Annotated in this window: 23 protein-coding genes; 12 read left to right on the top strand and 11 right to left on the bottom strand. The window is 60.7% G+C overall.

The features are described from left to right. Positions 1 to 149: 149 nt before the first annotated feature. On the top strand, positions 150 to 1,352 hold the full coding sequence (locus AB4O09_RS09155; protein ID WP_003204475.1) for an MFS transporter: 1,203 nt from the start codon (positions 150 to 152) through the stop codon (positions 1,350 to 1,352). A gap of 59 nt (positions 1,353 to 1,411) precedes the next feature. On the opposite strand, the gene AB4O09_RS09150 is transcribed toward AB4O09_RS09155, so the two are convergent. The 4 genes from AB4O09_RS09150 to AB4O09_RS09135 form a co-directional block, all read right to left on the bottom strand. Continuing rightward, positions 1,412 to 1,603: a PLDc N-terminal domain-containing protein gene (locus AB4O09_RS09150; RefSeq protein WP_003204476.1), complete on the bottom strand. Its 192-nt coding sequence runs from the start codon at positions 1,601 to 1,603 to the stop codon at positions 1,412 to 1,414. Positions 1,604 to 1,674: 71 nt separating this feature from the next. Beyond that, positions 1,675 to 2,205: a hypothetical protein gene (locus tag AB4O09_RS09145; protein WP_003204477.1), complete on the bottom strand. Its 531-nt coding sequence runs from the start codon at positions 2,203 to 2,205 to the stop codon at positions 1,675 to 1,677. A gap of 182 nt (positions 2,206 to 2,387) precedes the next feature. Next, positions 2,388 to 2,906, bottom strand: coding sequence for an ankyrin repeat domain-containing protein (locus tag AB4O09_RS09140; RefSeq protein WP_003204479.1), 519 nt, complete (start codon positions 2,904 to 2,906; stop codon positions 2,388 to 2,390). A gap of 94 nt (positions 2,907 to 3,000) precedes the next feature. After that, positions 3,001 to 4,839, bottom strand: a complete 1,839-nt coding sequence (locus AB4O09_RS09135) for a long-chain-acyl-CoA synthetase (RefSeq protein ID WP_460108114.1) — start codon at positions 4,837 to 4,839, stop codon at positions 3,001 to 3,003. A gap of 356 nt (positions 4,840 to 5,195) precedes the next feature. Between AB4O09_RS09135 and AB4O09_RS09130 the strand changes: the two genes are divergently transcribed. Next, positions 5,196 to 5,474: a DUF3509 domain-containing protein gene (locus tag AB4O09_RS09130; protein WP_003204481.1), complete on the top strand. Its 279-nt coding sequence runs from the start codon at positions 5,196 to 5,198 to the stop codon at positions 5,472 to 5,474. An 847-nt stretch (positions 5,475 to 6,321) separates the two neighbouring features. Here the strand turns inward: AB4O09_RS09130 and AB4O09_RS09125 are convergent. The 4 genes from AB4O09_RS09125 to aroC form a co-directional block, all read right to left on the bottom strand. Then, a complete protein-coding gene (locus AB4O09_RS09125) occupies positions 6,322 to 7,752 on the bottom strand; it encodes an IS1182 family transposase (RefSeq protein ID WP_123487477.1) in 1,431 nt (476 codons plus the stop codon). A 270-nt stretch (positions 7,753 to 8,022) separates the two neighbouring features. Then, complete coding sequence (locus tag AB4O09_RS09120) at positions 8,023 to 8,556, bottom strand: acireductone dioxygenase (protein ID WP_013694037.1); 534 nt, start codon at positions 8,554 to 8,556, stop codon at positions 8,023 to 8,025. A 34-nt stretch (positions 8,557 to 8,590) separates the two neighbouring features. Continuing rightward, entirely contained in the window at positions 8,591 to 9,736 is a 1,146-nt protein-coding gene (locus AB4O09_RS09115; protein ID WP_003204484.1) for an MFS transporter, read from the bottom strand. A 34-nt stretch (positions 9,737 to 9,770) separates the two neighbouring features. Beyond that, positions 9,771 to 10,862: a chorismate synthase gene (aroC, locus tag AB4O09_RS09110; protein WP_003204486.1), complete on the bottom strand. Its 1,092-nt coding sequence runs from the start codon at positions 10,860 to 10,862 to the stop codon at positions 9,771 to 9,773. A gap of 142 nt (positions 10,863 to 11,004) precedes the next feature. On the opposite strand from aroC, the gene AB4O09_RS09105 reads away from it, so the two are divergent. Together AB4O09_RS09105 and AB4O09_RS09100 are read left to right on the top strand one after the other, a co-directional pair. Then, entirely contained in the window at positions 11,005 to 11,970 is a 966-nt protein-coding gene (locus tag AB4O09_RS09105; RefSeq protein ID WP_003204487.1) for an alpha/beta hydrolase, read from the top strand. Between the two features lie 107 nt (positions 11,971 to 12,077). Beyond that, the gene (locus tag AB4O09_RS09100) at positions 12,078 to 12,866 is read left to right on the top strand and encodes an N-acetyltransferase (protein WP_013694039.1); all 789 of its coding nucleotides are present in this window, start codon (positions 12,078 to 12,080) and stop codon (positions 12,864 to 12,866) included. A gap of 140 nt (positions 12,867 to 13,006) precedes the next feature. Here the strand turns inward: AB4O09_RS09100 and prmB are convergent, their stop codons facing one another. Further along, positions 13,007 to 13,915: a 50S ribosomal protein L3 N(5)-glutamine methyltransferase gene (gene prmB / locus AB4O09_RS09095; protein WP_460108109.1), complete on the bottom strand. Its 909-nt coding sequence runs from the start codon at positions 13,913 to 13,915 to the stop codon at positions 13,007 to 13,009. Positions 13,916 to 14,169: 254 nt separating this feature from the next. Between prmB and AB4O09_RS09090 the strand changes: the two genes are divergently transcribed. The 5 genes from AB4O09_RS09090 to AB4O09_RS09070 all read left to right on the top strand — a co-directional run bounded on the left by AB4O09_RS09090 (position 14,170) and on the right by AB4O09_RS09070 (position 16,942). Beyond that, positions 14,170 to 14,760 carry a cysteine hydrolase family protein gene (locus AB4O09_RS09090; RefSeq protein WP_003204493.1) on the top strand — a complete coding sequence of 197 codons (591 nt, stop codon included), beginning with the start codon at positions 14,170 to 14,172 and terminating at the stop codon, positions 14,758 to 14,760. A gap of 130 nt (positions 14,761 to 14,890) precedes the next feature. Continuing rightward, positions 14,891 to 15,211, top strand: a complete 321-nt coding sequence (locus tag AB4O09_RS09085; RefSeq protein ID WP_003204495.1) for a hypothetical protein — start codon at positions 14,891 to 14,893, stop codon at positions 15,209 to 15,211. Positions 15,212 to 15,285: 74 nt separating this feature from the next. Next, on the top strand, positions 15,286 to 15,843 hold the full coding sequence (locus tag AB4O09_RS09080; RefSeq protein WP_003204497.1) for a Smr/MutS family protein: 558 nt from the start codon (positions 15,286 to 15,288) through the stop codon (positions 15,841 to 15,843). A gap of 77 nt (positions 15,844 to 15,920) precedes the next feature. Continuing rightward, complete coding sequence (gene folE, locus AB4O09_RS09075; protein WP_003204506.1) at positions 15,921 to 16,466, top strand: GTP cyclohydrolase I FolE; 546 nt, start codon at positions 15,921 to 15,923, stop codon at positions 16,464 to 16,466. A 104-nt stretch (positions 16,467 to 16,570) separates the two neighbouring features. Beyond that, the gene (locus AB4O09_RS09070; RefSeq protein WP_003204508.1) at positions 16,571 to 16,942 is read left to right on the top strand and encodes a glutathione S-transferase N-terminal domain-containing protein; all 372 of its coding nucleotides are present in this window, start codon (positions 16,571 to 16,573) and stop codon (positions 16,940 to 16,942) included. A gap of 145 nt (positions 16,943 to 17,087) precedes the next feature. Here the strand turns inward: AB4O09_RS09070 and AB4O09_RS09065 are convergent, their stop codons facing one another. Continuing rightward, entirely contained in the window at positions 17,088 to 18,254 is a 1,167-nt protein-coding gene (locus AB4O09_RS09065; protein ID WP_003204509.1) for an aminotransferase-like domain-containing protein, read from the bottom strand. 82 nt (positions 18,255 to 18,336) lie between these two features. Between AB4O09_RS09065 and AB4O09_RS09060 the strand changes: the two genes are divergently transcribed. The 3 genes from AB4O09_RS09060 to AB4O09_RS09050 all read left to right on the top strand — a co-directional run bounded on the left by AB4O09_RS09060 (position 18,337) and on the right by AB4O09_RS09050 (position 21,197). After that, entirely contained in the window at positions 18,337 to 18,783 is a 447-nt protein-coding gene (locus AB4O09_RS09060) for a MarR family winged helix-turn-helix transcriptional regulator (RefSeq protein ID WP_003204511.1), read from the top strand. 375 nt (positions 18,784 to 19,158) lie between these two features. Beyond that, a complete protein-coding gene (locus tag AB4O09_RS09055; RefSeq protein ID WP_003204513.1) occupies positions 19,159 to 20,508 on the top strand; it encodes an NCS2 family permease in 1,350 nt (449 codons plus the stop codon). A 62-nt stretch (positions 20,509 to 20,570) separates the two neighbouring features. Next, on the top strand, positions 20,571 to 21,197 hold the full coding sequence (locus AB4O09_RS09050) for a LysE family translocator (protein WP_003204515.1): 627 nt from the start codon (positions 20,571 to 20,573) through the stop codon (positions 21,195 to 21,197). A 217-nt stretch (positions 21,198 to 21,414) separates the two neighbouring features. Here the strand turns inward: AB4O09_RS09050 and uraH are convergent, their stop codons facing one another. Then, on the bottom strand, positions 21,415 to 21,768 hold the full coding sequence (gene uraH / locus AB4O09_RS09045) for a hydroxyisourate hydrolase (RefSeq protein WP_003204518.1): 354 nt from the start codon (positions 21,766 to 21,768) through the stop codon (positions 21,415 to 21,417). Positions 21,769 to 21,800: the final 32 nt, after the last annotated feature.

The raw sequence follows: 21,800 nt of genomic DNA, 5'->3' as shown, positions 1-21,800 counted from the left end.
TCAGATCCCCTTGCCACAAAATCTTCCCAGCGTCCTTGTGCGTCCCATCATCAACTGCAAGCATGTCTGATATCAACCACAAGCCCTGTTCCAGGGCCCCATAACGCTTTAGCCTCGCGCCATCTTTCCTGTTCACTGACGAGATTGCCATGAGTGCTCATTCACCTACCTCGCCCGGCAGCCCCCTGACCCGCGGCATGGTCCTGCTCTTCGCCTTCTGCTGCGGCGCCATCGTCGCCAACATCTACTACGCCCAACCCATCATCGAACTGATCGCACCCGACGTCGGCCTGAGCAGCACCATGGCCAGCCTGATCGTCTCGCTGACCCAGATCGGTTATGCCCTTGGCCTGTTTTTCCTGGTGCCACTGGGGGACTTGCTGGAAAACCGTCGGCTGATGATCATCACCACCGTGGTGGCGATCGCCAGTTTGTTAGGGGCAGCGTTCACCGATCAACCGAATGTATTCCTGCTGGTTTCGCTGTTGGTGGGGTTCAGCTCGGTGTCGGTGCAAGTCCTGATTCCGCTGGCCGCGCACCTGGCGCCGGAAGAAACCCGGGGGCGGGTCGTGGGTGGGATCATGGGCGGTCTGCTGCTGGGGATCCTGCTGGCGCGGCCGGTCTCCAGCGTCGTGGCCGATCACTTCGGCTGGCGGGCCATGTTCATCATCGCCGCCGTGTTGATGGCCGCCATCAGCATCGTCCTGGCGCTGACCGTGCCCAAGCGCCAGCCCGACCATAGCGCTACCTACGGTCAACTGCTGGGCTCGCTCGGTACCCTGCTGCGCCAGCAACCGCTGCTGCGGCAACGGGCGTTCTACCAGGCTTGCATGTTCGCCACGTTCAGTCTGTTCTGGACCGCCGTGCCGCTGGAGCTGTCACGTAACCATGGCCTGTCCCAGACTGAAATCGCGCTGTTCGCCCTGGTCGGTGCCATTGGTGCCATCGCCGCGCCCATCGCCGGTCGCCTGGCGGATGCCGGCCATACCCGCAACGCCTCGTTGCTGGCGATGTTGTTCGCCAGCCTGAGTTTCCTGCCGGCATTCATCCATCCGCTCTACAGCGTGATCGGCCTGGCGGTGACTGGCGTGGTCCTGGATTTCTGTGTGCAGATGAACATGGTCCTGGGCCAGCGCACCATCTATGCCCTCGATGCCAAGAGTCGCGGCCGACTGAATGCGCTGTACATGACCAGTATCTTCGTCGGTGGCGCCTTCGGCTCATCGATTGCCAGTGCGGTGTACGAACACGGCGGTTGGTTGTGGGTGGTGATCGTCGGCAGTGCCTTCCCACTGTTGGCCTTGCTGCGCTTCTTGAGCACCTCGCGCAAGCCGTCCCTGGCTACGGCCTGAATACCCCACGCATAAAAAGCCCGGTCGCCTTCAGCGCCCGGGCTTTTTGGTGGAGCGTGTCAGATCCGCACGTTGCCACGCGGCCCGGCAATCGCCCAGATGATCAGGCCCAGTACCGGCAACAGCAGGATCAGCAGCACCCAGAGGATTTTCATCCCGGTTTCCGCGCCACTCTTGAGTACATTGATGATCGCCCAGATATCGAGCGCCAGGATGATCAGGCCGACCAGGCCGTTGAAGGTGGAACCCATGGTGTCGCTCCCAAATGGTGATGTGCACACTTAGGATAGCGGGCCCCAGGCAAGGGTTCCGTTTTATTGCTTCAGACGTGAACCGCGACCTTGAGGGCTTCCAGGGAGGGCGCGGCGGCAATGCCGACCTCGGCACACAGCTCCAGCACCCGCGGCACATCGTTGCCGTACACCAGCACCATCTGCAATTCATCGTCGAGCAACTGGCTGAAGTTCATCAGCACGTAGCCACCGTTTTCCTTGTTCAGGCTGCTCATCTGGATCTGTATGCGGTTGAGCGCGGTCAGGGCTTCGGTTTTCGCCAGTTGCTTGGGCTTGAGGTTGAACGCCACGCCGGGGCCGAACGAGGCGACGATCTGTTCGAACAGGTCCACGTAGGTGTCGGCCTGGAACAGCACGGTGTCCGGCAGGCTGCCCACCACTACCCACTCACCCAACGGGATCGGGAACGTGTCGTCGTAGTTGATATCGGGGTTGGCCGCCAGGAAAACCGCCGTATCGGCGTAGGCCTGGGCCGCTTCGTCAGCGATTTTCGCGATGTCCGCCTCGCCGAGGCAGCCGGAGCTGATTTTACCGATGAGTTCGATGAGGGCGGCTTTCATGGCGGTGAATCCTGTGGCGAAGGGTGTTTTGAGGGCGGGCAGGATAACGCATTCGCTTGCGGATTAGGATTGGAGAAGGACCTGTGGCGTTGTGGGAGCAAGGCTTGCCCGCGATGAAAACAACGCGGTCTCTCTGGAACCGAGGTGCCTGTATCGCGAGCAAGCTTTGCTCCCACAGTCTTTCAGGCCAACAACTTTTCCAACTGCGCCGTGGTGTCCACCGCGCCCATGGTCTTGGCGGCATCAAGGGCCGAGACGCCGTTGGCATCCTTGGCTTTCGGGTCGGCACCTTTGCCAATCAGGTAGTCGACGATTTCCACGCGGTTGAACATCGCTGCCATCATCAGCGCGGTACGACCATCGAAGGAGGCGCCTTCCACTTGCGCGCCGCCCTCGACCAACGCCGAAACCACTGCCAGGTCGCCCTTGAACGCCGCGCCGGCAATCGGGCTCTGGCCGTTGTCGTTGCGGATTTCCGGATCGGCCTTGTGCTCCAGCAACACTTTCACCGTTTCCACATGCCCGTGGTAAGCGGCCAGCATCAACAAGGTGTCGCCCTTGTGGTTACGCAGGTTGGGCGGCAGGCCCTTGCTCAGCAACGCAGCCATCATGGCCGCATCACCCTGGCGTGCGACGTTGAACACCTGTTCGGCAAACTCCGCAGCCTCTTCCGGGGTCATCTGGCGGCTTGTATCGGACATGGGAAACTCCACTCGGCTCTTCGCAAAGCGGCTAGTTTCACGAGGGACCCGGGCGCTGTCATCCCTTTTTTCACTGTGCCCGTCATAGCCAGAATCAATAACGCAATTGTCCGCCCTGAATCCGAACTGCCAGCTGCCGATCCACCCGCACGTAAGTATCGGTGCCCGGCAACCAGGCGTAGACCGGCTCATCCCCGGTGACGCACGGGTCGAATGCTTCGGCCTTGAGGCGGGTCTTCTGGTACTTGAAGGTGCCGGTGGTGTCCATTTTCACCTTGATGCGCAGGAACAGCGGCACGGCATAGGCTGGCAGCTTGCATTGCAAAAACTGCAACAACTCGCTGAAGTCCAGGGTCGCCAGGGATTCGGACGGGGTGATTGCCGCCATGCCCGCACGGCCATTGGTGCCATTGATCTCCACGCCATAAGCCACTGCCTCGGCCACCTGCGGATGTTGCAGCAGCACATTTTCGACTTCCGTGGTGGAGACGTTTTCGCCTTTCCAGCGATAGGTGTCGCCGAGGCGATCAACAAACTGCCCATGCCCGAAACCAATGTTGCGCAACAGGTCTCCGGTATTGAAGTAACGATCGCCCGGCGCAAAGACATCCCGGCAGATGGTTTTTTCGGTCAAGGCCTGATCGGTGTAGCCATCCAGTGGCGCCTTCTCATCGATCCGCGCCAGCAACAGACCCGGTTGGCCCCTGGGCACTTTTTGCATGCGACCTTGCAGGTTGCGCAACGGCAGGCCGCTGGCATGATCGTACTGCACCAGCTCCCAGCCCATCAGGGAAAACCCGATGGTGTTGTCGAAATTCAGGATGTTGGTGAAACCGATATTGCCGTCGCTGGCGGCATACAGCTCGCAGATGTGGTCGATGCCAAACCGGCTCTTGAAGGTCGACCAAGCCCCGGGGCGCAGTCCGTTGCCGATCATTTTCTTCACACCGTGGTGACGGTCATCGGCAGCGGCAGGCTGATCGATCAGGTAGCGGCACAACTCACCGACATACCCCAGCGTGGTTGCCCGGTAACGGCGTACGTCGCTCCAGAACTGGCTGGCGCTGAACTTGCGCCGGATCGCGAACCCCGAGGCCCCACATATCGCCGCGCCCCAGCACACGCACAGGCCGGTGGCGTGGTACAGCGGCAAGGTGCAATACACGACATCGTCGGGCTGCATGTCCAAGGCGATCAGGCCGAAGCTGGTGGACGTGCGCATCCAGCGACCATGGCGAAACACCCCGGCCTTGGGCAGCCCGGTGGTGCCCGAGGTATAGAGATAAAAACACGGGTCGTTGCAGAAAACCTGCCGGCTGCACGCCGGGTTATCGCTCGGGTAATCCTCGCTGCCAGCCATCAGGTCGATGAAACCGGATGGGGCATCGGACGGGATATCGGCACTGTCCTGATCCGCCAGCCACCAGGTCCTGCTGCTCGACAGTGTGGTTCGTTCTCGTATGTCGTTGAAGGCCGCGACCCGTTCATCCCCCACCACCACCGCGACCGGGCTGACCAGGGCCAGGCTGTGCACCAGCGCATCGCCGGTTTGCGAGGTGTTGAGCATGGCACTGACCGCGCCGACCTTGGCCATTGCCAACACGCTGATCAATAGCTGTGGCCGGTTCTCGATGAATATCGCCACGCAATCGCCCTTGCCGATGCCCTGGGCCAGCAGGTAATGGGCGATGCGATTGGCCTGCGCGTTGACCTGTGCATAACTCAACACCGTCTCGCCGCACAGCAGTGCCGGGCCCTGGGGATTGCGTTGCGTGGCCTGTTCGAAACACCAGCCCAGGCCGCAAGGCTGGGTCGGGTCCTGGACGTTGGCCAGCTTCATGCCTTTGACGATCCGGGGGACGGCTTTGGCAATGGCTGGCAGCTTGCGCAGCATCATGCCCCAGGTAATCGCCTCGCTGGGTGTACGACTCATGGTGATCTTCCCCGTTCGACCTCGTGGGTCTCGGTTCTTGTTATCGGGCAGCAGGTGATTTTGGCTCGAAAGTACGCTGGCAATTGCGGCGCTGTACACGCGGTTTTTGCAATGTTTTGTATCCGCTGCCCGAGACAGGCGAAGCGCGAGCACCGGGAAACGATTTGGTTCCAAAAATCATTGCCCGACCACGCAAAATGCAGGATGCACGATGGCTATTCATGCAAGATGCACGAAATCAAAAATACAGAAAAAATATAACTATCTGTTTTTAAAGGATTTTATATAAAGCCGAATGCTGGCACAGACAGTGCAACTCCCCCTCCACGGTTTGCCATACCATGGAGCAGTCAACTATGAACATGATTCAAGAAAAGTTTGCGTCCCTGTTTTCCAACTACGAAGTGACCACCCAGCCCCGCCCGGATGGCGGCATTCTGCTGACCTTGCGTAATAGCGACGGCAAGCTGTTCAAACGCACGATTTCCTACGCTCAACTGCATGCGGGGGATCAGTTGTCCTGGGCGATCAGCGCGATTCGTCGTGACCTGGCTGAACAGGCTAGCGAGTTGCCACAGATCACCTTGTTGCAGAGCCAGCATCGGTTTGCTTTGCCGACTTACCATAGCGCTTGAGCCTGCTGGAAAAACGCGGAGCTGCTTGCTCTTGCTTGAAAAAACGGCGCTTCTTTCAGAAATGGGGAGCGCCGTTTTTTTGCGCCTTGGGAAAGCCCGCTTCGGTGTGTATATCCGTTTCTTCGGTAATGGCTGCTGACGGTTCCGCTCTTACAGCGGCTCACTTTTGAGAAGCCCGGAAGCCGGCCCAGTCAAAAGTAAGCAAAACGCTCCTGCCCCACCACTTGGCACCTCGCCTAGGCTCGGTGTGCCCTCACTCCGGCCAGCGTGGTTAACGGGGCGCCGAGATCAACGTCCACCGCGAGGCGGCCTAACAGCCGACCTGGCTCTCCTGGTCGTACACCCGTTAGATCTGTGGGAGCAAAGCTTGCTCGCGAAAGCGATGTGTCAGTTTGCGGTGATGTTGGATGTGCCGGCCTCATCGCGAGCAAGCTCGCTCCCACAGGGGATCCTGGGTGTTCATGAGTTCTGTGTTCACTGCAGCCCATTGTGGGAGCGAGCCTGCTCGCGAAGGCGATGTCACAGTCGATGAAGATGTTGGATGTGCCGGCCTCTTCGCGAGCAAGCCCGCTCCCACAGGTTTTGCGGTGCACATGGATTTTGTATCTGATGAAGATCCAATGTGGGAGCGAGCTTGCTCGCGATACAGTGGGCAACCCGGCATGGATGCCGGGTTAGCCGCGCTGGGCCCAGAGTGTGTAAAAACCGATAAAAACATCGTCGGCACGTAGTGCCGACAGGTGTTGGCCAACTGATTAAAACCTGAAGGGTTCCTGTAGCTCCAAGCGGCCCCTACGAACGCTAGCAAGGCTTCATAGCTTGATTAACGGGGCAAAACGGCAGGCTTTCAGGCCGCCAGCGCCTTCATCAGACCCTGCGCACCAAGGATTTTCATCACTCTTTTCCAATTGTAAGCGAGCACATTCAAGCTCATTTCAGTGCTGACCCCAGCCAGCCGCCGTGTCAGAAAATGCGTCGCTCCCATCCATTGCTTCAGCGTCCCGAAGGGGTGCTCGACCGTTCGCTTGCGGATGTTCATCATCTGCGGCTCATTGTTCAGCCGGGCCTGCATTTCCTCCAGTAACGCCTCATGTTCCCAGCGCCGAATTTTTCGCTCTCTGGCCGGTGTGCATTGCGCCTTTATCGAACAGGCTCGGCAGTTGGAGTGCCAGTAAACGTCCAGCTTCTTGCCCTTGTCGACGTAAGAGTTGCGCCAGATCAGCACTTGTTTAGCGGGGCAGACGTAGACATCTTTGTCTGCGTCGTAAACAAACTCGTCATTGCCGAAACGGCCATCAAATTTGGCCCGCGAGCTCAGCGTTTTCGGCACATAAGCTGTGATCCCTGCCTCGTGACAGGCCAGGATTTCTACGCTTTTGTAATACCCTCGGTCCGCCACCACCGACAACGATTCGATTTGCATCGCCTCACGGGCCTGCTGGGCCATCGAGCTAAGCTGATCACGGTCGTGACCGACATTGGTCACCTCGTGCGCAACGATCAAATGGTGTTTGGTATCGACTGCTGTCTGCACGTTGTAGCCCACGATGCCATGACCGCTCGTCATCATCATCGAGCGCGCGTCCGGGTCGGTTAGCGAGATCTGTTTGTCCGGCGATGCTTCAAGCTGTATTTCAATCGCCTGAAGCGCCTTCATCTGCTCCTTCAATTTGGCGATTTTCTCTTCCAGGCCGCCTTTGGGCCCTGAAGACTTGGGCTCTTCCCGATCAGCCTCATCCAGCGCCTTCAGATAACGGGCAATGCTTGATTCGATCTCTTCCATCCGGCGCTTCAGCTTGGCGCTGGTGAAATTGCGGTCGCGGTGGTTCACCGCCTTGAATTTACTGCCATCGATGGCAACGAAATGCTCCGAGAACAGCCCCAATTGTTGACACAACACGACGAACTGCCGACAGACTCCTCGAATGGCCTTTCCGTTGTCTTTGCGGAAATTGGCGATGGTCTTGAAATCCGGCATCAGGCGACCGGTCAGCCACATCAGCTCGACGTTGCGCTGCGCCTCGCGCTCAAGGCGCCGGCTTGACTGGATACGGTTGAGATAGCCGTAGATGTAGATCTTCAGCATGACTGCAGGGTGGTAAGCCGGTCGGCCCGTTTTAGCGGGGACAGCGCTGTCAAAACCCAAGCTGATCAGGTCGAGCTCATCCACGAAGACATCGACAACGCGCACCGGATTGGTGTCGCTGACGTAGTCGTCCAAGCTCTCGGGGAGCAAGGTAGTTTGATCTCGGTGTTCACCTTGGATGAAGCGTTTCATGGGCAGCCCTTGCGATGAAGTCCTGGGGAATCATAGCAAGGGTTGGCTTCGGGGTTTTTACACACTCTGGGCCATGAATGGCCCTTCGCGGCGGCCCACGGAGCAATGCTGGAGCGAGGCACCGAGTGGTGGGGCAAAGCGCTTTTGGTTACTTTTGGCTGGTCCGGCTCCCGGCTCTTCCAAAAGTGACCCGCCGTAAGGGCGGAACCCTAAGTAGCCGTTACCGCAGCAACGGATATACACACAAGCTCAGGGCACCACCAACGCAGGTCAGTCTTCCAGACGAGGAAACCGCCGAGCAATATCATCCCCCGTAACCTCAGCAACCAACCCCTGCAAATCACCAGACAAACGAATCGTAACGAAATGCGGCCGCTCCCCCCTGTCAAACCAATGCGGCATACCAGCAGGCACCGTTATCAAGTCATTCCTTTCACACAGCACCGCGTAGACATAATCCCCAACGTGCAGGTTAAACAAGCCACGACCGGCAACGAAAAACCGCACTTCATCCTGGCTATGGCGACACTCATCGAGCTCCCCAGCCTGTTCCGGCTGATCGCTGCTGACACTGACAACATCGACCGCAACATAACCCCGCTCAGTCATCACCCCATCGATCTGAGCCTGGTAAGCCGCAATGATGTCCTCCTCACTGGCACCCGGCTGGATTTTCACCGCCGCCTCCCAACGGGCAAAGTGAATACCTTGTTCAGCCAGGGTCGCGGCAATGTCCTCGACGTGGGTCAACACTTTGTTCGGAATGTCTGGGCTCGAAACGTGATAGACCGACAGGCTGCTCATGACAAAGGCTCCAGCAAATTAATGGTTCGAAGGCTCATGGCCGGTCCTCTTGCATACGTGTGGCAATGATAACGGCTGCCGCGAAAGCCGCGAGGCTGGCGAGGCTGAATGTCCAACTGGCACCCAAGGCGTTCCAGCTATAGCCGGAGTACAACGCGCCCAAGGCCCCGCCCGTACCGGCCAGCGCCGCATACAGCGCCTGCCCCTGGCCTTGCTGGCGAGGACCGAAGCTGCGTTGCACGAAATGGATGGCGGCGGCGTGAAAACTACCGAAGGTCGCCGCGTGCAGCACCTGGGCGAGCAACAATACCCAGAGAAACTCGGCCAGCGAGCCCAACAACAACCAGCGCAACGCCGCCAGCAGGAAACTCGCCAGCAGTACCCGGCGCACGGAAAACCGCGCCAGGATCCGGCTCATCAGCAGGAACACCAAAACTTCCGCCACCACTCCGAGGGCCCAGAGCAGGCCGATCAGCCCGCGACTGTAGCCCAGGTGTTCGAGGTGCAAGGTCAGGAAGGTGTAATACGGCCCGTGGCTCACCTGCATCAGGCCCACACACGTGTAGAACGCCAGCACGCCAGGGTTGCGCAGTTGCCGCAGGAACCCTTCCCCTGCGACGCGCGGCCCCTGCAGTGGCTGGGCGTTGGGCACCCAGAAGCTGGCGAGAACGATGCCGGCCATGATCAACACCAGCGCCACCGGGTAGATGTCCAGGCTCAGCCATTCGAACAAACGGCCGAGCGCCACCACGGTGATGATGAAGCCGATGGAGCCCCACAGGCGGATCTGGCTGTAGCGCGAGGCCTGCCCGCCGAGATGGGCCAGGGTGATGACTTCGAACTGCGGCAACACCGCGTGCCAGAAGAACGCATGCAGCGCCATGACCATCGCCAGCCAGGCGTAGCTTTTATCGATGAAGATCAGCGAGAAGGCCAGCAGCGTGCAGATCGCGCCAAACCGCACGATCGCCAGGCGTCGGCCGGTGTAGTCCCCCAGCCAGCCCCAGATGTTCGGCGCCACGCAGCGCATCAACATGGGAATCGCCACCAGCTCGCCGATGCGCGCCGCGTTGAACCCCAGGTGATCGAAATACAGCGCCAGGAACGGCGCCGTCGAACCGAGCAGCGCGAAATAGAACAGATAGAAACTGGAGAGCCGCCAGTACGGCAGTGCCGCCATGGTCGTCAGGCCACGGCGGTCGGCAGGCCAACCATCAAAGCTGCCCCAGCACCGGAGTGCTGACGCGAACGTCGGCGTTCTGGCCGCGATGACGCAGAAGGTGATCCATCAGCACGATCGCCATCATCGCCTCGGCGATGGGCGTGGCGCGGATGCCGACGCACGGATCGTGACGGCCCTTGGTGATGACGTCCACCGGGTTGCCATGGATGTCGATGGAGCGGCCCGGCGTGGTGATGCTGGACGTTGGCTTCAAGGCCAGGTGCGCCACGATCGGCTGGCCCGAGGAAATGCCACCGAGGATGCCGCCGGCATTGTTGCTCAGGAAACCTTGCGGGGTCAGTTCGTCACGGTGCTCGGTGCCGCGCTGGGCAACGCAGGCGAAACCGGCGCCGATCTCCACGCCTTTCACCGCATTGATGCTCATCAGCGCGTGGGCCAGCTCGGCGTCGAGGCGGTCGAAGATCGGCTCGCCAAGGCCAGGCATCACCCCTTCGGCGACCACGGTGATCTTCGCGCCGACCGAATCCTGGTCCCGACGCAGTTGATCCATGTAGGCCTCAAGTTCTGGCACCTTGTCCGGGTCGGGGCAGAAGAACGCGTTCTGTTCCACCGAGTCCCAGGTCTTGAACGGGATTTCGATGGGGCCCAACTGGCTCATGTAGCCACGAATGACGATGCCCTGGCTGGCCAGGTACTTCTTGGCGATCGCCCCGGCCGCCACGCGCATGGCGGTTTCCCGCGCCGAGCTGCGACCGCCGCCACGGTAATCGCGCTCACCGTATTTGTGGTGGTAGGTGTAGTCGGCGTGGGCTGGGCGGAACAGATCCTTGATGGCCGAGTAGTCCTTGGACTTCTGGTCGGTGTTGCGGATTAACAGGCCGATGGCGCAGCCGGTGGTGCGCCCTTCGAACACGCCAGACAGGATTTCGACTTCATCGGCTTCCTGGCGCTGGGTGGTGTGGCGGCTGGTGCCGGGCTTGCGGCGGTCCAGGTCACGCTGCAGGTCGTCCAGGGAAATCTCCAGGCCCGGCGGGCAGCCGTCGACAATGGCGACCAACGCCGGGCCATGGCTTTCGCCCGCGGTGGTGACAGTGAACAGCTTGCCGTAGGTATTGCCGGACATGCAGGGTGCTCCGTGAAATCGCTGAGAGACTCAACCTTGGATTCGTAATGCGCGCCAGTATACGCAGGCTCCCCGCGTAGTTCATCCTCGAACCTTATCGGCGGCCACCAGTCCAACCGGCACCTTCGCAACTAATGGCGTGATGATGTTAAAGCTGCTTGCCTTAAGCCTTACCTTGTTCACCGGCCTGTTTTGCGGCCTGGCCCAGGCCACGGTGCTGCAACGCCCAATCAGCCTCGATACGGGCAATGGTGAGCTTTTCGGCTCGTTGTTGCTGCCCAAGTCCGACACGCCGGTGCCGGTTGTCCTGATCATTTCCGGGTCAGGTCCTACAGATCGCGACGGCAACAACCCCGACGGTGGGCGCAACGACAGCCTCAAGCGCCTGGCCTGGGTCTTGGCCAAACACAACATTGCCAGCGTGCGCTATGACAAACGCGGTGTAGCGGCCAGCCTCGCGGCGACACCGGACGAACGCAACCTGAGCGTCGAGGCCTATGTGGCCGATGCCGTGGCCTGGAGCCACAAGCTCGCCGCCGATCCGCGACTGGGCCCGTTGATCCTGCTGGGCCACAGCGAAGGCGCATTGATCGCCAGCCTCGCCGCGCCCCAGGCCAACGCGGCGGCGGTGATTTCGCTGTCTGGCAGCGCCCGACCGATCGACCAGGTGCTGCGCCAACAACTGAGCAACCGCCTGCCACCGCCGCTGATGTTGCGCAGCAACGAGCTGCTCGACAGCCTCAAGGCCGGTCGACTCGATGACAACGTACCGGCACAGCTGCAGGTCATTTTCCGCCCCAGCGTGCAGCCCTACCTGATCTCGCTGTTCCGCCAGGACCCGGCCCAGGCCTTCGCGGCGTTGAAAATGCCGGCCTTGATCATCCAGGGCAGCAGCGATATCCAGGTCAGCGTCGACGACGCCAGGCAGTTGAAAGCCGCCAAGCCCGATGCCGAACTGGCGTTGATCGAGGGCATGAACCACGTGATGCGCATCGTGCCCAACGACGTGAAACGGCAACTGGCCTCCTACAAGGATCCCAACCTGCCCCTGGCGGCCGAGCTTGGTTCGCGAATTCTGCGTTTTATTGACTCGTTAGCCGCGCGTTAGGCGGTTTTAGTCGATTTAGCTTCAGGACTGGCAAAAACGGCCGATAGCCCGGTGTCGGGCAGCGCTATGGCTGCCGACCCGCCGGCCTGGACAGGATTTTTGCCGTTATGACTGAAACTGAAACTTCTCCCAACACCGCTGCCGAAGCTCCCGTCTCGCCTGCGGTAGAGCTGCCGTGGGCCGACGTGCATACCGAGCATCACAAAATGCTCCGGCTGGCGCCGCTCAAGACCGACCGCGCCACCGGTGTGCGGCCGCTGCGGTTTGTCGAGTTCAGCTATGTCGAGCGCCACAGCAAGGAACGCAGCCTGCTGCGCATGAGCATCCAGCTGCCGAACCAGCGCGTGCGCAAGGAACAGAATCACCTGGACGTCTGGGCCGACCACGTCGAAAAACGCCTGTTTTTTTCCCCGGACAACCTGCAAGTCGAGCCGTCCAACCGTGGCATCGGCCGTTTCCTGGCGGCCCAGGGCATCACCTGGGCCAAGAAACGCTGGTCGGCCTACCGGGTAGACGGCACCGACCTGGATAACAAGGACGCCCTGAACGAAGACACTCGCCTGCGCCGCGACCGCTTTCTCAAGGCCCAGGGCTTCGAGGTGGTCTATGCCGATGCCCAGCACCTCAAGGGCAGCGTCAAGCCAACCCACGTTGGCGATCTGCTCGGGGACTGGAACACCGAGAAGCTGCAATTCGTGGAAATCCTTGAAGCGGCGCAGATGCTGCAACAGGCCGAGCAGAACCTGGCGGAACAGGAAGTCAAACTCAAGCAGCAGGAAGAAAAGGTCACCAAGTTCAAGCGCGAAGACGCCGGCCTGCGCTTCACCATCACCTGCCTGGTGGCCTTCGCCATGTTCCAGGCGGGGTTGCTGATCTGGATTGCGACGCGGCATTAAGCCCGACAGCGCCTGAACAACCCTGTGGGAGCGAGCTTGCTCGCGATAGCGGTGAATCAGCCAACTTCAATGCTGCTGATCCGACGCCATCGCGAGCAAGCTCGCTCCCACAGTGGGTGCACCCAGATGGATAAGGGGGATCAAAACCGCGAAGCAAACAACCCCTGGTGCTGGCGGCACTGTTCGGCGCTGAGCATGAACACACCATGGCCGCCGCGTTCGAAGTCGAGCCAGGCGAAATCGACTTCCGGGTACAACGCCTCGACGTGCACCTGGCTGTTGCCCACCTCGACAATCAACAACCCCTTCTCGGTCAGATGATCGGCCGCCTCGGCCAGCATCCGGCGCACCAGGTTCAAGCCGTCATCGCCACAAGCCAGGCCCAGCTCCGGCTCGTGCTGGTATTCCTGCGGCATGTCGGCGAAATCTTCCGCATCGACGTAGGGCGGGTTCGACACGATCAAGTCGAAACGTTGCCCCGGCAGACCGTCGAAACCATCGCCCTGGACCGTGAACACGCGCTCATCGACGCCATGGCGCTCGATGTTCTGGTTGGCCACTTCCAGCGCTTCGAACGACAGGTCGGCCAGCACCACCTCGGCCTCCGGGAACTCATAGGCACAGGCAATGCCGATGCAGCCGGAACCGGTGCACAGATCAAGAATTCGTGCCGGCTCCTGGCCCAGCCACGGCTCGAAATGCTTTTCGATCAGTTCGCCGATGGGTGAGCGCGGAATGAGCACGCGCTCGTCGACGATGAACGACATCCCGCAGAACCAGGCCTCACCCAACAAATAGGCGGTTGGCACACGCTCGGTGATACGCCGGCGCAGCAGGCGCTGCACATGGACCAGTTCTTCGTCTTCAAGACGGCAGTCCAGATAGCTGTCGGCAATTTCCCATGGCAGGTGCAATGCGCCCAACACCAGTTGCCGGGCTTCGTCCCACGCATTGTCGGTGCCATGACCGAAAAACAGATCCTCCCCATGGAAACGGCTGACGGCCCAACGGATATGGTCGCGCAGGGTACGGAGACGGGAAGTGATCACGGCGGCAAACTCCAGAAAAATCGACGGGCGAGTCTACCAGCCAAACGCGGCCCCACCCAAACACGCCCCGATGACGAACGAAAAACCCCGGACCAATCGTAGGAATTATCCGTTTTTTGATCCGCCTATTGAACAAGATGAGCATCTTGACAAGGCTGTAGGCCAGCAACGGCGGCCCTTGCGATGGAAGCGATTCACAGAACCGCTCAGCCAGAGGACAATGTCGCAAAAGCCCCACTCGAAGGAGCCCCAGAATGTCCGTTCCAAAAACGATGTTTCAACTCAGCGGTCGTGGTTATGCAGCGGCCAACCTGAGTCAAGCGACCCTGATCATCATCGATGCCCAGAAAGAATACCTCGCCGGCCCCCTGGCCCTGAGCGGCATGGATGCAGCCGTCGCGAACATCAAGCAATTGCTCGGTGCGGCCCGTGCAGCCGGTCGGCCGATCGTGCATGTGCGCCACCTGGGCACCCATGGCGGGCTGTTCGATCCGCAAGGCGAGCGCGGGGAGTTCATTCCCGGCCTCGAACCCCAGGCCGACGAAACCGTGATCGAAAAGCTGCTGCCCAGCGCCTTCCACGGCACCGAGTTGAAAAAGCGCCTGGAAGACTTCGGCCCCCTGGACCTGATCGTGTGCGGGTTCATGAGCCACTCCAGCGTCAGCACCACCGTGCGCGCCGCCAAGAACCTGGGCTTTCGCTGTACCCTGGTGGAAGACGCCTGCGCCACCCGCGACCTGCCATACAAGGGCGGCGTCCTCAGCGCCGAACACGTTCAGCAGACCGAAATGGCGATCATGGCGGACAACTTCGCCACCCTGGCGTTGACTCGTGACTTCATCTGATTCGCCTTGATGAGCGGCCACTCCCGCCGCTCATCCGCAAAAGCCTCTCATTTGCCGCAATTGCCATACTGTCAGGAACAACCCGAACATCTTCCGGTCGAAGGGCCGATACCCATTGAGGAAGGTCGGAATGAAGTTATCCGATGGTTTTGACGCACGTCGCTTGCGGCCCAAGGGCCCGAGCAACTGGCGGTTTCGTTTTGGCGCGGCAATCGCTGCGCTACTGGCAACATTCGGTGTGCTGCTGGCCATGGCCGGTGCCGCCAGCCTGCTGGGCCGCCCGCCCGCACTGGGTGAGTTGAACGCCACTCCGCTGGGTTCGGCGATCATCCTGGCAGTCGGTCTTTTCGTGTTGTTACTGGGCGTCTGGCTCTGGCGCCGCTGCCGCCGTCGCGCCCGCCAATCCCTGGAGCTGGCCATGGCTCCGCACCTGATGAAAAAGCACGACTGACCCGCCATCCGACGTTTTGTCGCGCCTGATCCCGCCAGAGTTGGGTAAACTGGCCGGCCTTCGCGGAGGCTGACATGCAAGACGACGACTTTTCCCTGTTCAAAAGTGCGATCCAGGGCGTAAAACCGATCAAGCACGACCGCGCCGAAACCGGCAAGCCCAAGGCCGATCGCGCGCAAATCGCCAAGCTGCGCCAGGCCGCCACCGTGCGCACCGACGCTACGACCGTGGATGGCCTGTCCGATCAGTTCGTGATCGACGTCGGACCGGAAGACGAGTTGATGTGGGCACGCGACGGTGTCCAGGAAAGCCAGATGCGCAAGCTGAAGGTCGGCCAGATCCCCTTCGAGGGCAGCCTCGACCTGCACGGCATGAGCGTTGAAAAAGCCCGGGAAACCCTTTGGGCATTCCTGGCCGAAGCCACCAAGTTCGAAATCCGCTGCGTGCGCGTCACCCATGGCAAAGCCGTGCGCCTGGACGGCAAGCGGCCGATGATCAAGAGCCACGTCAACACCTGGCTGCGCCAGCACCCACAAGTGTTGGGCTTCACCTCCTGCCAGGCAAAACACGGCGGCGCCGGGGCGGTCTACGTGATGCTCAAGCGCACCATGATGGAAGGTCGCGACGAATAGCCCTCGCTTGCCGAGCTTGCAGCGCCGTGTCCGCCACCGTACCCTTGCCCTTTGCGTAAAATCCCACAGGTAGTTTCATGTCTCTGGAACAGAATTACACCGCGATTCTCGGCCAACTGGGCGAGGACGTTTCCCGCGAGGGCCTGCTCGACACGCCCAAGCGTGCTGCCAAGGCCATGCAGTACCTCTGCCGCGGTTATGAACAGACCCTGGAAGAAGTCACCAACGGTGCCTTGTTCAGCTCCGACAACAGCGAGATGGTGCTGGTCAAGGACATCGAGTTGTACTCGTTGTGCGAACATCACCTGCTGCCTTTCATCGGCAAGGCTCACGTGGCCTACATCCCGAGCGGCAAGGTGCTGGGGCTGTCGAAAGTCGCGCGCATCGTCGACATGTATGCGCGTCGCCTGCAGATCCAGGAAAACCTCAGCCGCCAGATCGCCGATGCGGTCCAGCAAGTGACTGGCGCCCTGGGCGTGGCGGTGGTGATCGAGGCCAAGCACATGTGCATGATGATGCGCGGTGTGGAAAAGCAGAATTCCTCGATGATCACCTCGGTGATGCTCGGCGAGTTCCGGGAAAACGCCGCCACTCGCAGCGAATTCCTCAGCCTCATCAAGTAATCCGTCGCACGAAGAAAACCGGCATTGATCGCCGGTTTTTTTTCGCCTGTGAAAAATCAGGTAAGCTGCGCGCCCTCTTCTTCCCTGCCGCGAGGCTTAATACCGTGATTGTCAAAGCGCTTCGGGTTGGCTTGGGCCAGCTCATCATCTTCATCGACTTCATCACCCGCCCGGGCAAGAAACAGCGCCCGACCGAGGCCCAGGCGCAGGTCGAGCAGGCCGCTCGCAGCCTGACGCTGTATCAGTTCCACGCCTGCCCGTTCTGCGTGAAAACCCGCCGCACCCTGCGCCGCCTCAACGTACCCGTGGCCCTGCGCGATGCGAAAAACAACGAGCAGGATCGCCAGGCCCTGTTGGAGCAAGGCGGCCGGATCAAGGTGCCGTGCCTGCGGATTGAAGAAAATGGCGAGACCACCTGGATGTATGAGTCCAAGGTGATCATTGATTATCTGGATAAGCGGTTCTCGGCAGCCTGATAGTTTTCTAGTGCGACGACTGGCCTCATCGCGAGCAAGCTTTGCTCCCACAGGGGGGGCTTGGTGAACACTGGATTTGTATTCACCACTGTCCCTGTGGGAGCAAAGCTTGCTCGCGATGGGGCCAGTCCAGTCACCACATAAGTCAGGCTGCTTTTACCGCCAACGCCTCCCGCACCACCCCCGCCAACCGCTTGAGCCCTTCATCCAACCGCGCCGGATCGATGTGGCTAAAGTTCAAGCGCAAGTGCCCCGGATGCTGGTCCGGTTCAGGGAAGAACGGTTCCCCCGGCATGAACGCAACGTCGGCCGCCAGCGCGGCGGGGAGCAAGGTGCGGGTGTCCAGCGGTTGCCTGAGAGTCAGCCAGAAAAACAACCCACCCTGGGGCACGCTCCAGTCCGCGATGTCGGCAAAATGCTTGTGCAGCGCCGCCTGAAAGCGGTCGCGACGATCCCGATAGAAATCCCTCAACTCACTCAAATGGCTGCGGTACTGCTCGGTGCCGATCCATTGCAGCGCCTGCCATTGGCCGATGCGATTGGTGTGCAGGTCCGCCGACTGCTTGAGCCGCAGCAGGTGCGGGAACAGATCCGGGCTGGCGATCAGGTAGCCCACCCGTAGCCCCGGCAACAGGGTTTTCGACACGGTGCCGGTGTAGATCCAGCTGGCCTTCTTCAAGCGACTGACAATTGGCGTGGCACTGCCGCCATCGAACGTCAGCTCGCGGTAGGGTTCGTCCTCGATCAGGGTCACGTCGAACTCGTCCAACAGCGCCGCCACCGCATCGCGCTTGGCTTCGCTGTAGCGCACTGCCGAGGGGTTCTGGAACGTCGGGATCAGATAGATGAACGCTGGCCGATGCTGCTCCAGCCGGGCCCGCAACTGTTTCAGGTCCGGGCCGTCGGCCTCCAGGGGCACGGTGATGCAGTCGGCGCCGAACAGCTGGAAAATCTGCAACGCCGCCAGATACGTCGGCGCTTCGAGCATCACTTGCGTACCGACGTCGATGTGCAGCTTGGCCGCCAGGTCGAGGGTTTGCTGGGAACCGCTGACCACCAGCACCTGACTCGCCTCACAGGCCACACCCAGCGCCCGCGCCTGGGCCGCCAGGGCTTCGCGCAGGGCGGGTTCGCCTTCGCTCATGCCGTACTGGCCCATGGACAACGGCATGGCCGCCCATTCCACTTTCGGCAACATGGCTTCGGCCGGCAGGCCGCCGGCGAACGACATCACTTCAGGGCGCTGCGCCGCCGCGAGGATTTCTCGAATCAAAGAACTTTTGAGGCGCGAGACACGTTCGGAAAAAGCCATGGAGGTCACCTGTAGCGGGGCACGGGAAGAATAAGTCAAACTGATTGACCGAAATTACGCCGACCTCTACGGATACGTCAATATGCTTGACCTTAAAAACCCGACTTCCCAACAAATGGCCATGGAAGCGTTTTTCTTCGGTTACCAGGCGTTCACCGCCAAGGCCGATGAAATGCTCGAGCGCCGCGGGTTGAGCCGGGTGCACCAGCGCATCGTTTTTTTCATCGCCCGCTACCCGTCATTGAGCGTGAAGGAATTGCTGGCGGTACTCGGGGTGAGCAAGCAGGCGCTGAACATGCCGTTACGGCAACTGATGGAAATGCATCTGGTGAACAGCGTCGCGTCCGAGACCGACAAGCGCAAGCGGCTGCTGGAACTGACAACCGAGGGCGAACGCTTCGAACAGGCATTGCGGCGTGAGCAGGTGAAATTGCTGGAGCGGGTGTTTGCCGAGGCCGGGGAAGCGGCGGTGGATGGGTGGTTGGCGGTGAATCTGGGGCTGGGAAAGGGTCAGGTGGCTGTCGACTGAGTTTCCTCTGCAAGCTGTGTATTGCCCGGTCTATCGCCATCGCGGGCAAGCCTTGCTCCCACAGAGGGTCTCAGCGGACACCTGCTGGAAGCAAAACTGTTCCCACAGAGGGTCAGTGGACGCCCGCCGTGGGAGCAAAGCTTGCTCGCGATAGCGTCCGCCAGGGCGATATATCCCTATCGCCCGACATTTCGTCGACAACACAGAAAACATTATTTGCTTTATTTGTATACAAAAGCATAATTCGCTTCGTGCGAGTTCCTGACCAACAGGTCAACATACTTCGCCAGCCTTACCTGCCTCAGCGCATCGCAGCCACCCCCAGGGCGTGTGCGGTGCTGGAAATAACAATAAGACTCTTGAGGAGTACTCGCTGTGGAAAGCCGCAAACCCGAAGCCCGGACGCTGGACCTCTCGCCGCCACTACGCAGTGGCTGGCTGGAGCGCATCTTCAAACTCAGCTTGCATGGCACCACGGTGAAGACCGAGCTGATCGCCGGCCTGACGACCTTCATCACCATGGCCTACATCATCTTCGTCAACCCCAACATCATGGCCGACGCCGGCATCGATCACGGTGCCGCGTTCGTCGCCACCTGCATCGCCGCGGCCCTGGGCTGCCTGTTGATGGGCCTGTACGCCAACTGGCCGGTGGGTCTGGCGCCAGGTATGGGCTTGAACGCATTCTTCACCTACACCGTGGTCGGCACCATGGGCTACAACTGGGAAACTGCGTTGGGCGCGGTGTTCGTTTCCGGTGTGTTGTTCATGGTCCTGACCCTGTCACGGGTGCGGGAGTGGCTGCTCAACAGCATTCCGGTGAGCCTGCGGTTCGCCATGGGCGCGGGGGTCGGGTTGTTCCTCGGGCTGATCGGCCTGAAAACCGCCGGGATCATCGTCGACAGCCCCGCCACCCTGATCAAGCTCGGCTCGTTGCGTGAGCCCGGTCCATTGTTGGCCGCAGTGTGCTTCCTGATGATCGCCGTGCTCAGTTATCACCGCGTGTTCGGCGCAATCCTGATCAGCATCATCGCCGTGACCCTGGCCGGTTGGGGCCTGGGATTGGTGCAGTACAACGGCGTCATGTCGACACCGCCGAGCCTGGCCCCCACCTGGATGGCGATGGACGTGGCCGGTGTGTTCAACGTCAGCATGATCAGCGTGGTGCTGGCCTTCCTGTTCGTGCACATGTTCGACACCGCCGGCACCCTGATGGGCGTTGCCCAGCGCGCCGGCCTGGTGAAAGCCGATGGCAAGATCGAGAACCTGTCCCGCGCCTTGAAAGCCGACAGCGCCTCCAGCGTATTTGGCGCCATGGTCGGCGTGCCGCCGGTGACCAGCTACGTGGAAAGCGCCGCTGGTGTGGCCGCCGGTGGCCGCACGGGGCTTACCGCGGTGACCGTCGGCGTGCTATTTATTGCCGCCATGTTCTTCGCACCGCTGGCCGGGATGATCCCGGCCTACGCCACGGCCGGGGCCTTGATCTACGTTGCCATGCTGATGATGGGCGGCATGGCCCACATCGAATGGGACGAGGCGACTGACAGCATCCCGGCCATTGTCACGGCCATCATGATGCCCCTGACGTTCTCGGTCGCCGACGGTATCGCACTGGGTTTCATCACCTATGTGGTGCTCAAGGCAGGCACCGGTAAACACAAGGAAATCTCCGTCAGCCTGTGGGTGCTCTGCGCGATCTTCATCGCCAAGTTCATCTTCTTGTAAGCGGCACCGTATTCACCCGCCTCACCCAATGGGTGAGGCTTTTGTACATCAGGAGCAAAGCAATGAATCTGGAAACCTGGCTGTTGTTCAGCGGTGCCGCCTTGGTGGTGATCCTCATCCCCGGCCCGTTGTCGTTGTTGATGATCGGCAATAGCCTGAACTACGGCCTGCGCCGCTCGTATCCGGCATTCCTGGGTGGCGTGATCGCTTCGATCTGCCTGCTGAGTGCCTCGGCGCTGGGGCTCGGTGCGTTGTTGATGGCATCGGAACAGCTGTTCAGTGCCCTGAAGATTGTCGGTGCCCTGTACCTGTTTTACCTGGCCTGGCAGAGCTGGCAGCAATCACGCCAACCGTCCCAAGGCGCCGACGTGCCCCAGGCCGCAGCCGTCCCGCGCTTTCGCGCCCTCTTCGGCCGGGCGTTCGTATTGGGCGCCAGCAACCCGAAAGACATCCTGTTCTTCGCCGCTTTCCTGCCGCAATTCTTGAGCGCCGAACAAGCATTCCTGCCACAACTGCTGATCATGATCGCCACCTGGACCGTACTCGACCTGCTGTGCAAATTGGCCTACGGCCTTGGTGCCCATGGCGCGGCGCGGTATCTGCGTACGGGGAAAGGCCAGGGCTGGTTCAACCGCATCAGCGCAGGATTATTTGGCGGTGCGGGCGCAGCCTCCTTGTTGAGCCGCTAAAAAAGCAAAAGCATCGCGAGCAAGCTCGCTCCCACAGGTTTTTTGTGAGCGGTAAAATCCAGTGTGGGAGCGAGCTTGCTCCGGGCGGCGATCCGACGATGAGTCCCTCCCAGACAGCCCATTTCCACGGACGAAAAAAAGCCCGCAGTGTGAGCGGGCGAAAAACCAAAGAAGCGCCATGCGCAGTCGCTTCCAGGACAAGGCAGCTGCTTGGGGGTCAGCTGCCCCGATAGGTGGAATAGGCGTAAGGCGAAATCAGCAGGGGCACGTGGTAATGATCCTGTTCGGCCGAAATGCCGAAGCGCAGCACCACCACATCCAGGAACGCCGGCTCGGACAGCTCGACACCACGGGCGCGGTAGTAATCACCGGCATGGAATTGAATCTGATAGACACCCGAACGGTAGTCATCCCCTTGCAGCAGCGGTGCGTCGCAGCGACCATCGCTGTTGGTCTGCGCACTGGCGACCAGTTGCAGTTGCGAACCTTCCACGCGGTACAACTCGACCTTGATCGAGCTGCCCGGGCAGCCGTGTGCAGCATCCAAAACGTGAGTAGTCAAACGTCCCATTGATTGTGCGCGCCTCGCTGCTGTGCAGTCCG

This window comes from Pseudomonas sp. H1_F01, from assembly GCF_054681425.1.
This window is presented reverse-complemented; position numbering and strand designations above follow the sequence as displayed.

Excerpts from the sequence above, each read along its gene's own strand:
- aroC (WP_003204486.1), bottom strand. The coding sequence starts at position 10,862 with ATGTCCGGCAATACCTACGGCAAGCTGTTCACTGTCACCACCGCGGGC.
- uraH (WP_003204518.1), bottom strand. The coding sequence starts at position 21,768 with ATGGGACGTTTGACTACTCACGTTTTGGATGCTGCACACGGCTGCCCG.
- AB4O09_RS09065 (WP_003204509.1), bottom strand. The coding sequence starts at position 18,254 with ATGGCTTTTTCCGAACGTGTCTCGCGCCTCAAAAGTTCTTTGATTCGA.
- AB4O09_RS09090 (WP_003204493.1), top strand. The coding sequence starts at position 14,170 with ATGTCCGTTCCAAAAACGATGTTTCAACTCAGCGGTCGTGGTTATGCA.
- AB4O09_RS09115 (WP_003204484.1), bottom strand. The coding sequence starts at position 9,736 with ATGGCGGCACTGCCGTACTGGCGGCTCTCCAGTTTCTATCTGTTCTAT.
- AB4O09_RS09150 (WP_003204476.1), bottom strand. The coding sequence starts at position 1,603 with ATGGGTTCCACCTTCAACGGCCTGGTCGGCCTGATCATCCTGGCGCTC.
- AB4O09_RS09050 (WP_003204515.1), top strand. The coding sequence starts at position 20,571 with ATGAATCTGGAAACCTGGCTGTTGTTCAGCGGTGCCGCCTTGGTGGTG.
- AB4O09_RS09085 (WP_003204495.1), top strand. The coding sequence starts at position 14,891 with ATGAAGTTATCCGATGGTTTTGACGCACGTCGCTTGCGGCCCAAGGGC.
- AB4O09_RS09120 (WP_013694037.1), bottom strand. The coding sequence starts at position 8,556 with ATGAGCAGCCTGTCGGTCTATCACGTTTCGAGCCCAGACATTCCGAAC.
- AB4O09_RS09135 (WP_460108114.1), bottom strand. The coding sequence starts at position 4,839 with ATGAGTCGTACACCCAGCGAGGCGATTACCTGGGGCATGATGCTGCGC.
- AB4O09_RS09125 (WP_123487477.1), bottom strand. The coding sequence starts at position 7,752 with ATGAAACGCTTCATCCAAGGTGAACACCGAGATCAAACTACCTTGCTC.
- AB4O09_RS09100 (WP_013694039.1), top strand. The coding sequence starts at position 12,078 with ATGACTGAAACTGAAACTTCTCCCAACACCGCTGCCGAAGCTCCCGTC.
- AB4O09_RS09145 (WP_003204477.1), bottom strand. The coding sequence starts at position 2,205 with ATGAAAGCCGCCCTCATCGAACTCATCGGTAAAATCAGCTCCGGCTGC.
- AB4O09_RS09080 (WP_003204497.1), top strand. The coding sequence starts at position 15,286 with ATGCAAGACGACGACTTTTCCCTGTTCAAAAGTGCGATCCAGGGCGTA.
- AB4O09_RS09105 (WP_003204487.1), top strand. The coding sequence starts at position 11,005 with ATGATGTTAAAGCTGCTTGCCTTAAGCCTTACCTTGTTCACCGGCCTG.
- AB4O09_RS09130 (WP_003204481.1), top strand. The coding sequence starts at position 5,196 with ATGAACATGATTCAAGAAAAGTTTGCGTCCCTGTTTTCCAACTACGAA.
- AB4O09_RS09060 (WP_003204511.1), top strand. The coding sequence starts at position 18,337 with ATGCTTGACCTTAAAAACCCGACTTCCCAACAAATGGCCATGGAAGCG.
- AB4O09_RS09140 (WP_003204479.1), bottom strand. The coding sequence starts at position 2,906 with ATGTCCGATACAAGCCGCCAGATGACCCCGGAAGAGGCTGCGGAGTTT.
- folE (WP_003204506.1), top strand. The coding sequence starts at position 15,921 with ATGTCTCTGGAACAGAATTACACCGCGATTCTCGGCCAACTGGGCGAG.
- AB4O09_RS09155 (WP_003204475.1), top strand. The coding sequence starts at position 150 with ATGAGTGCTCATTCACCTACCTCGCCCGGCAGCCCCCTGACCCGCGGC.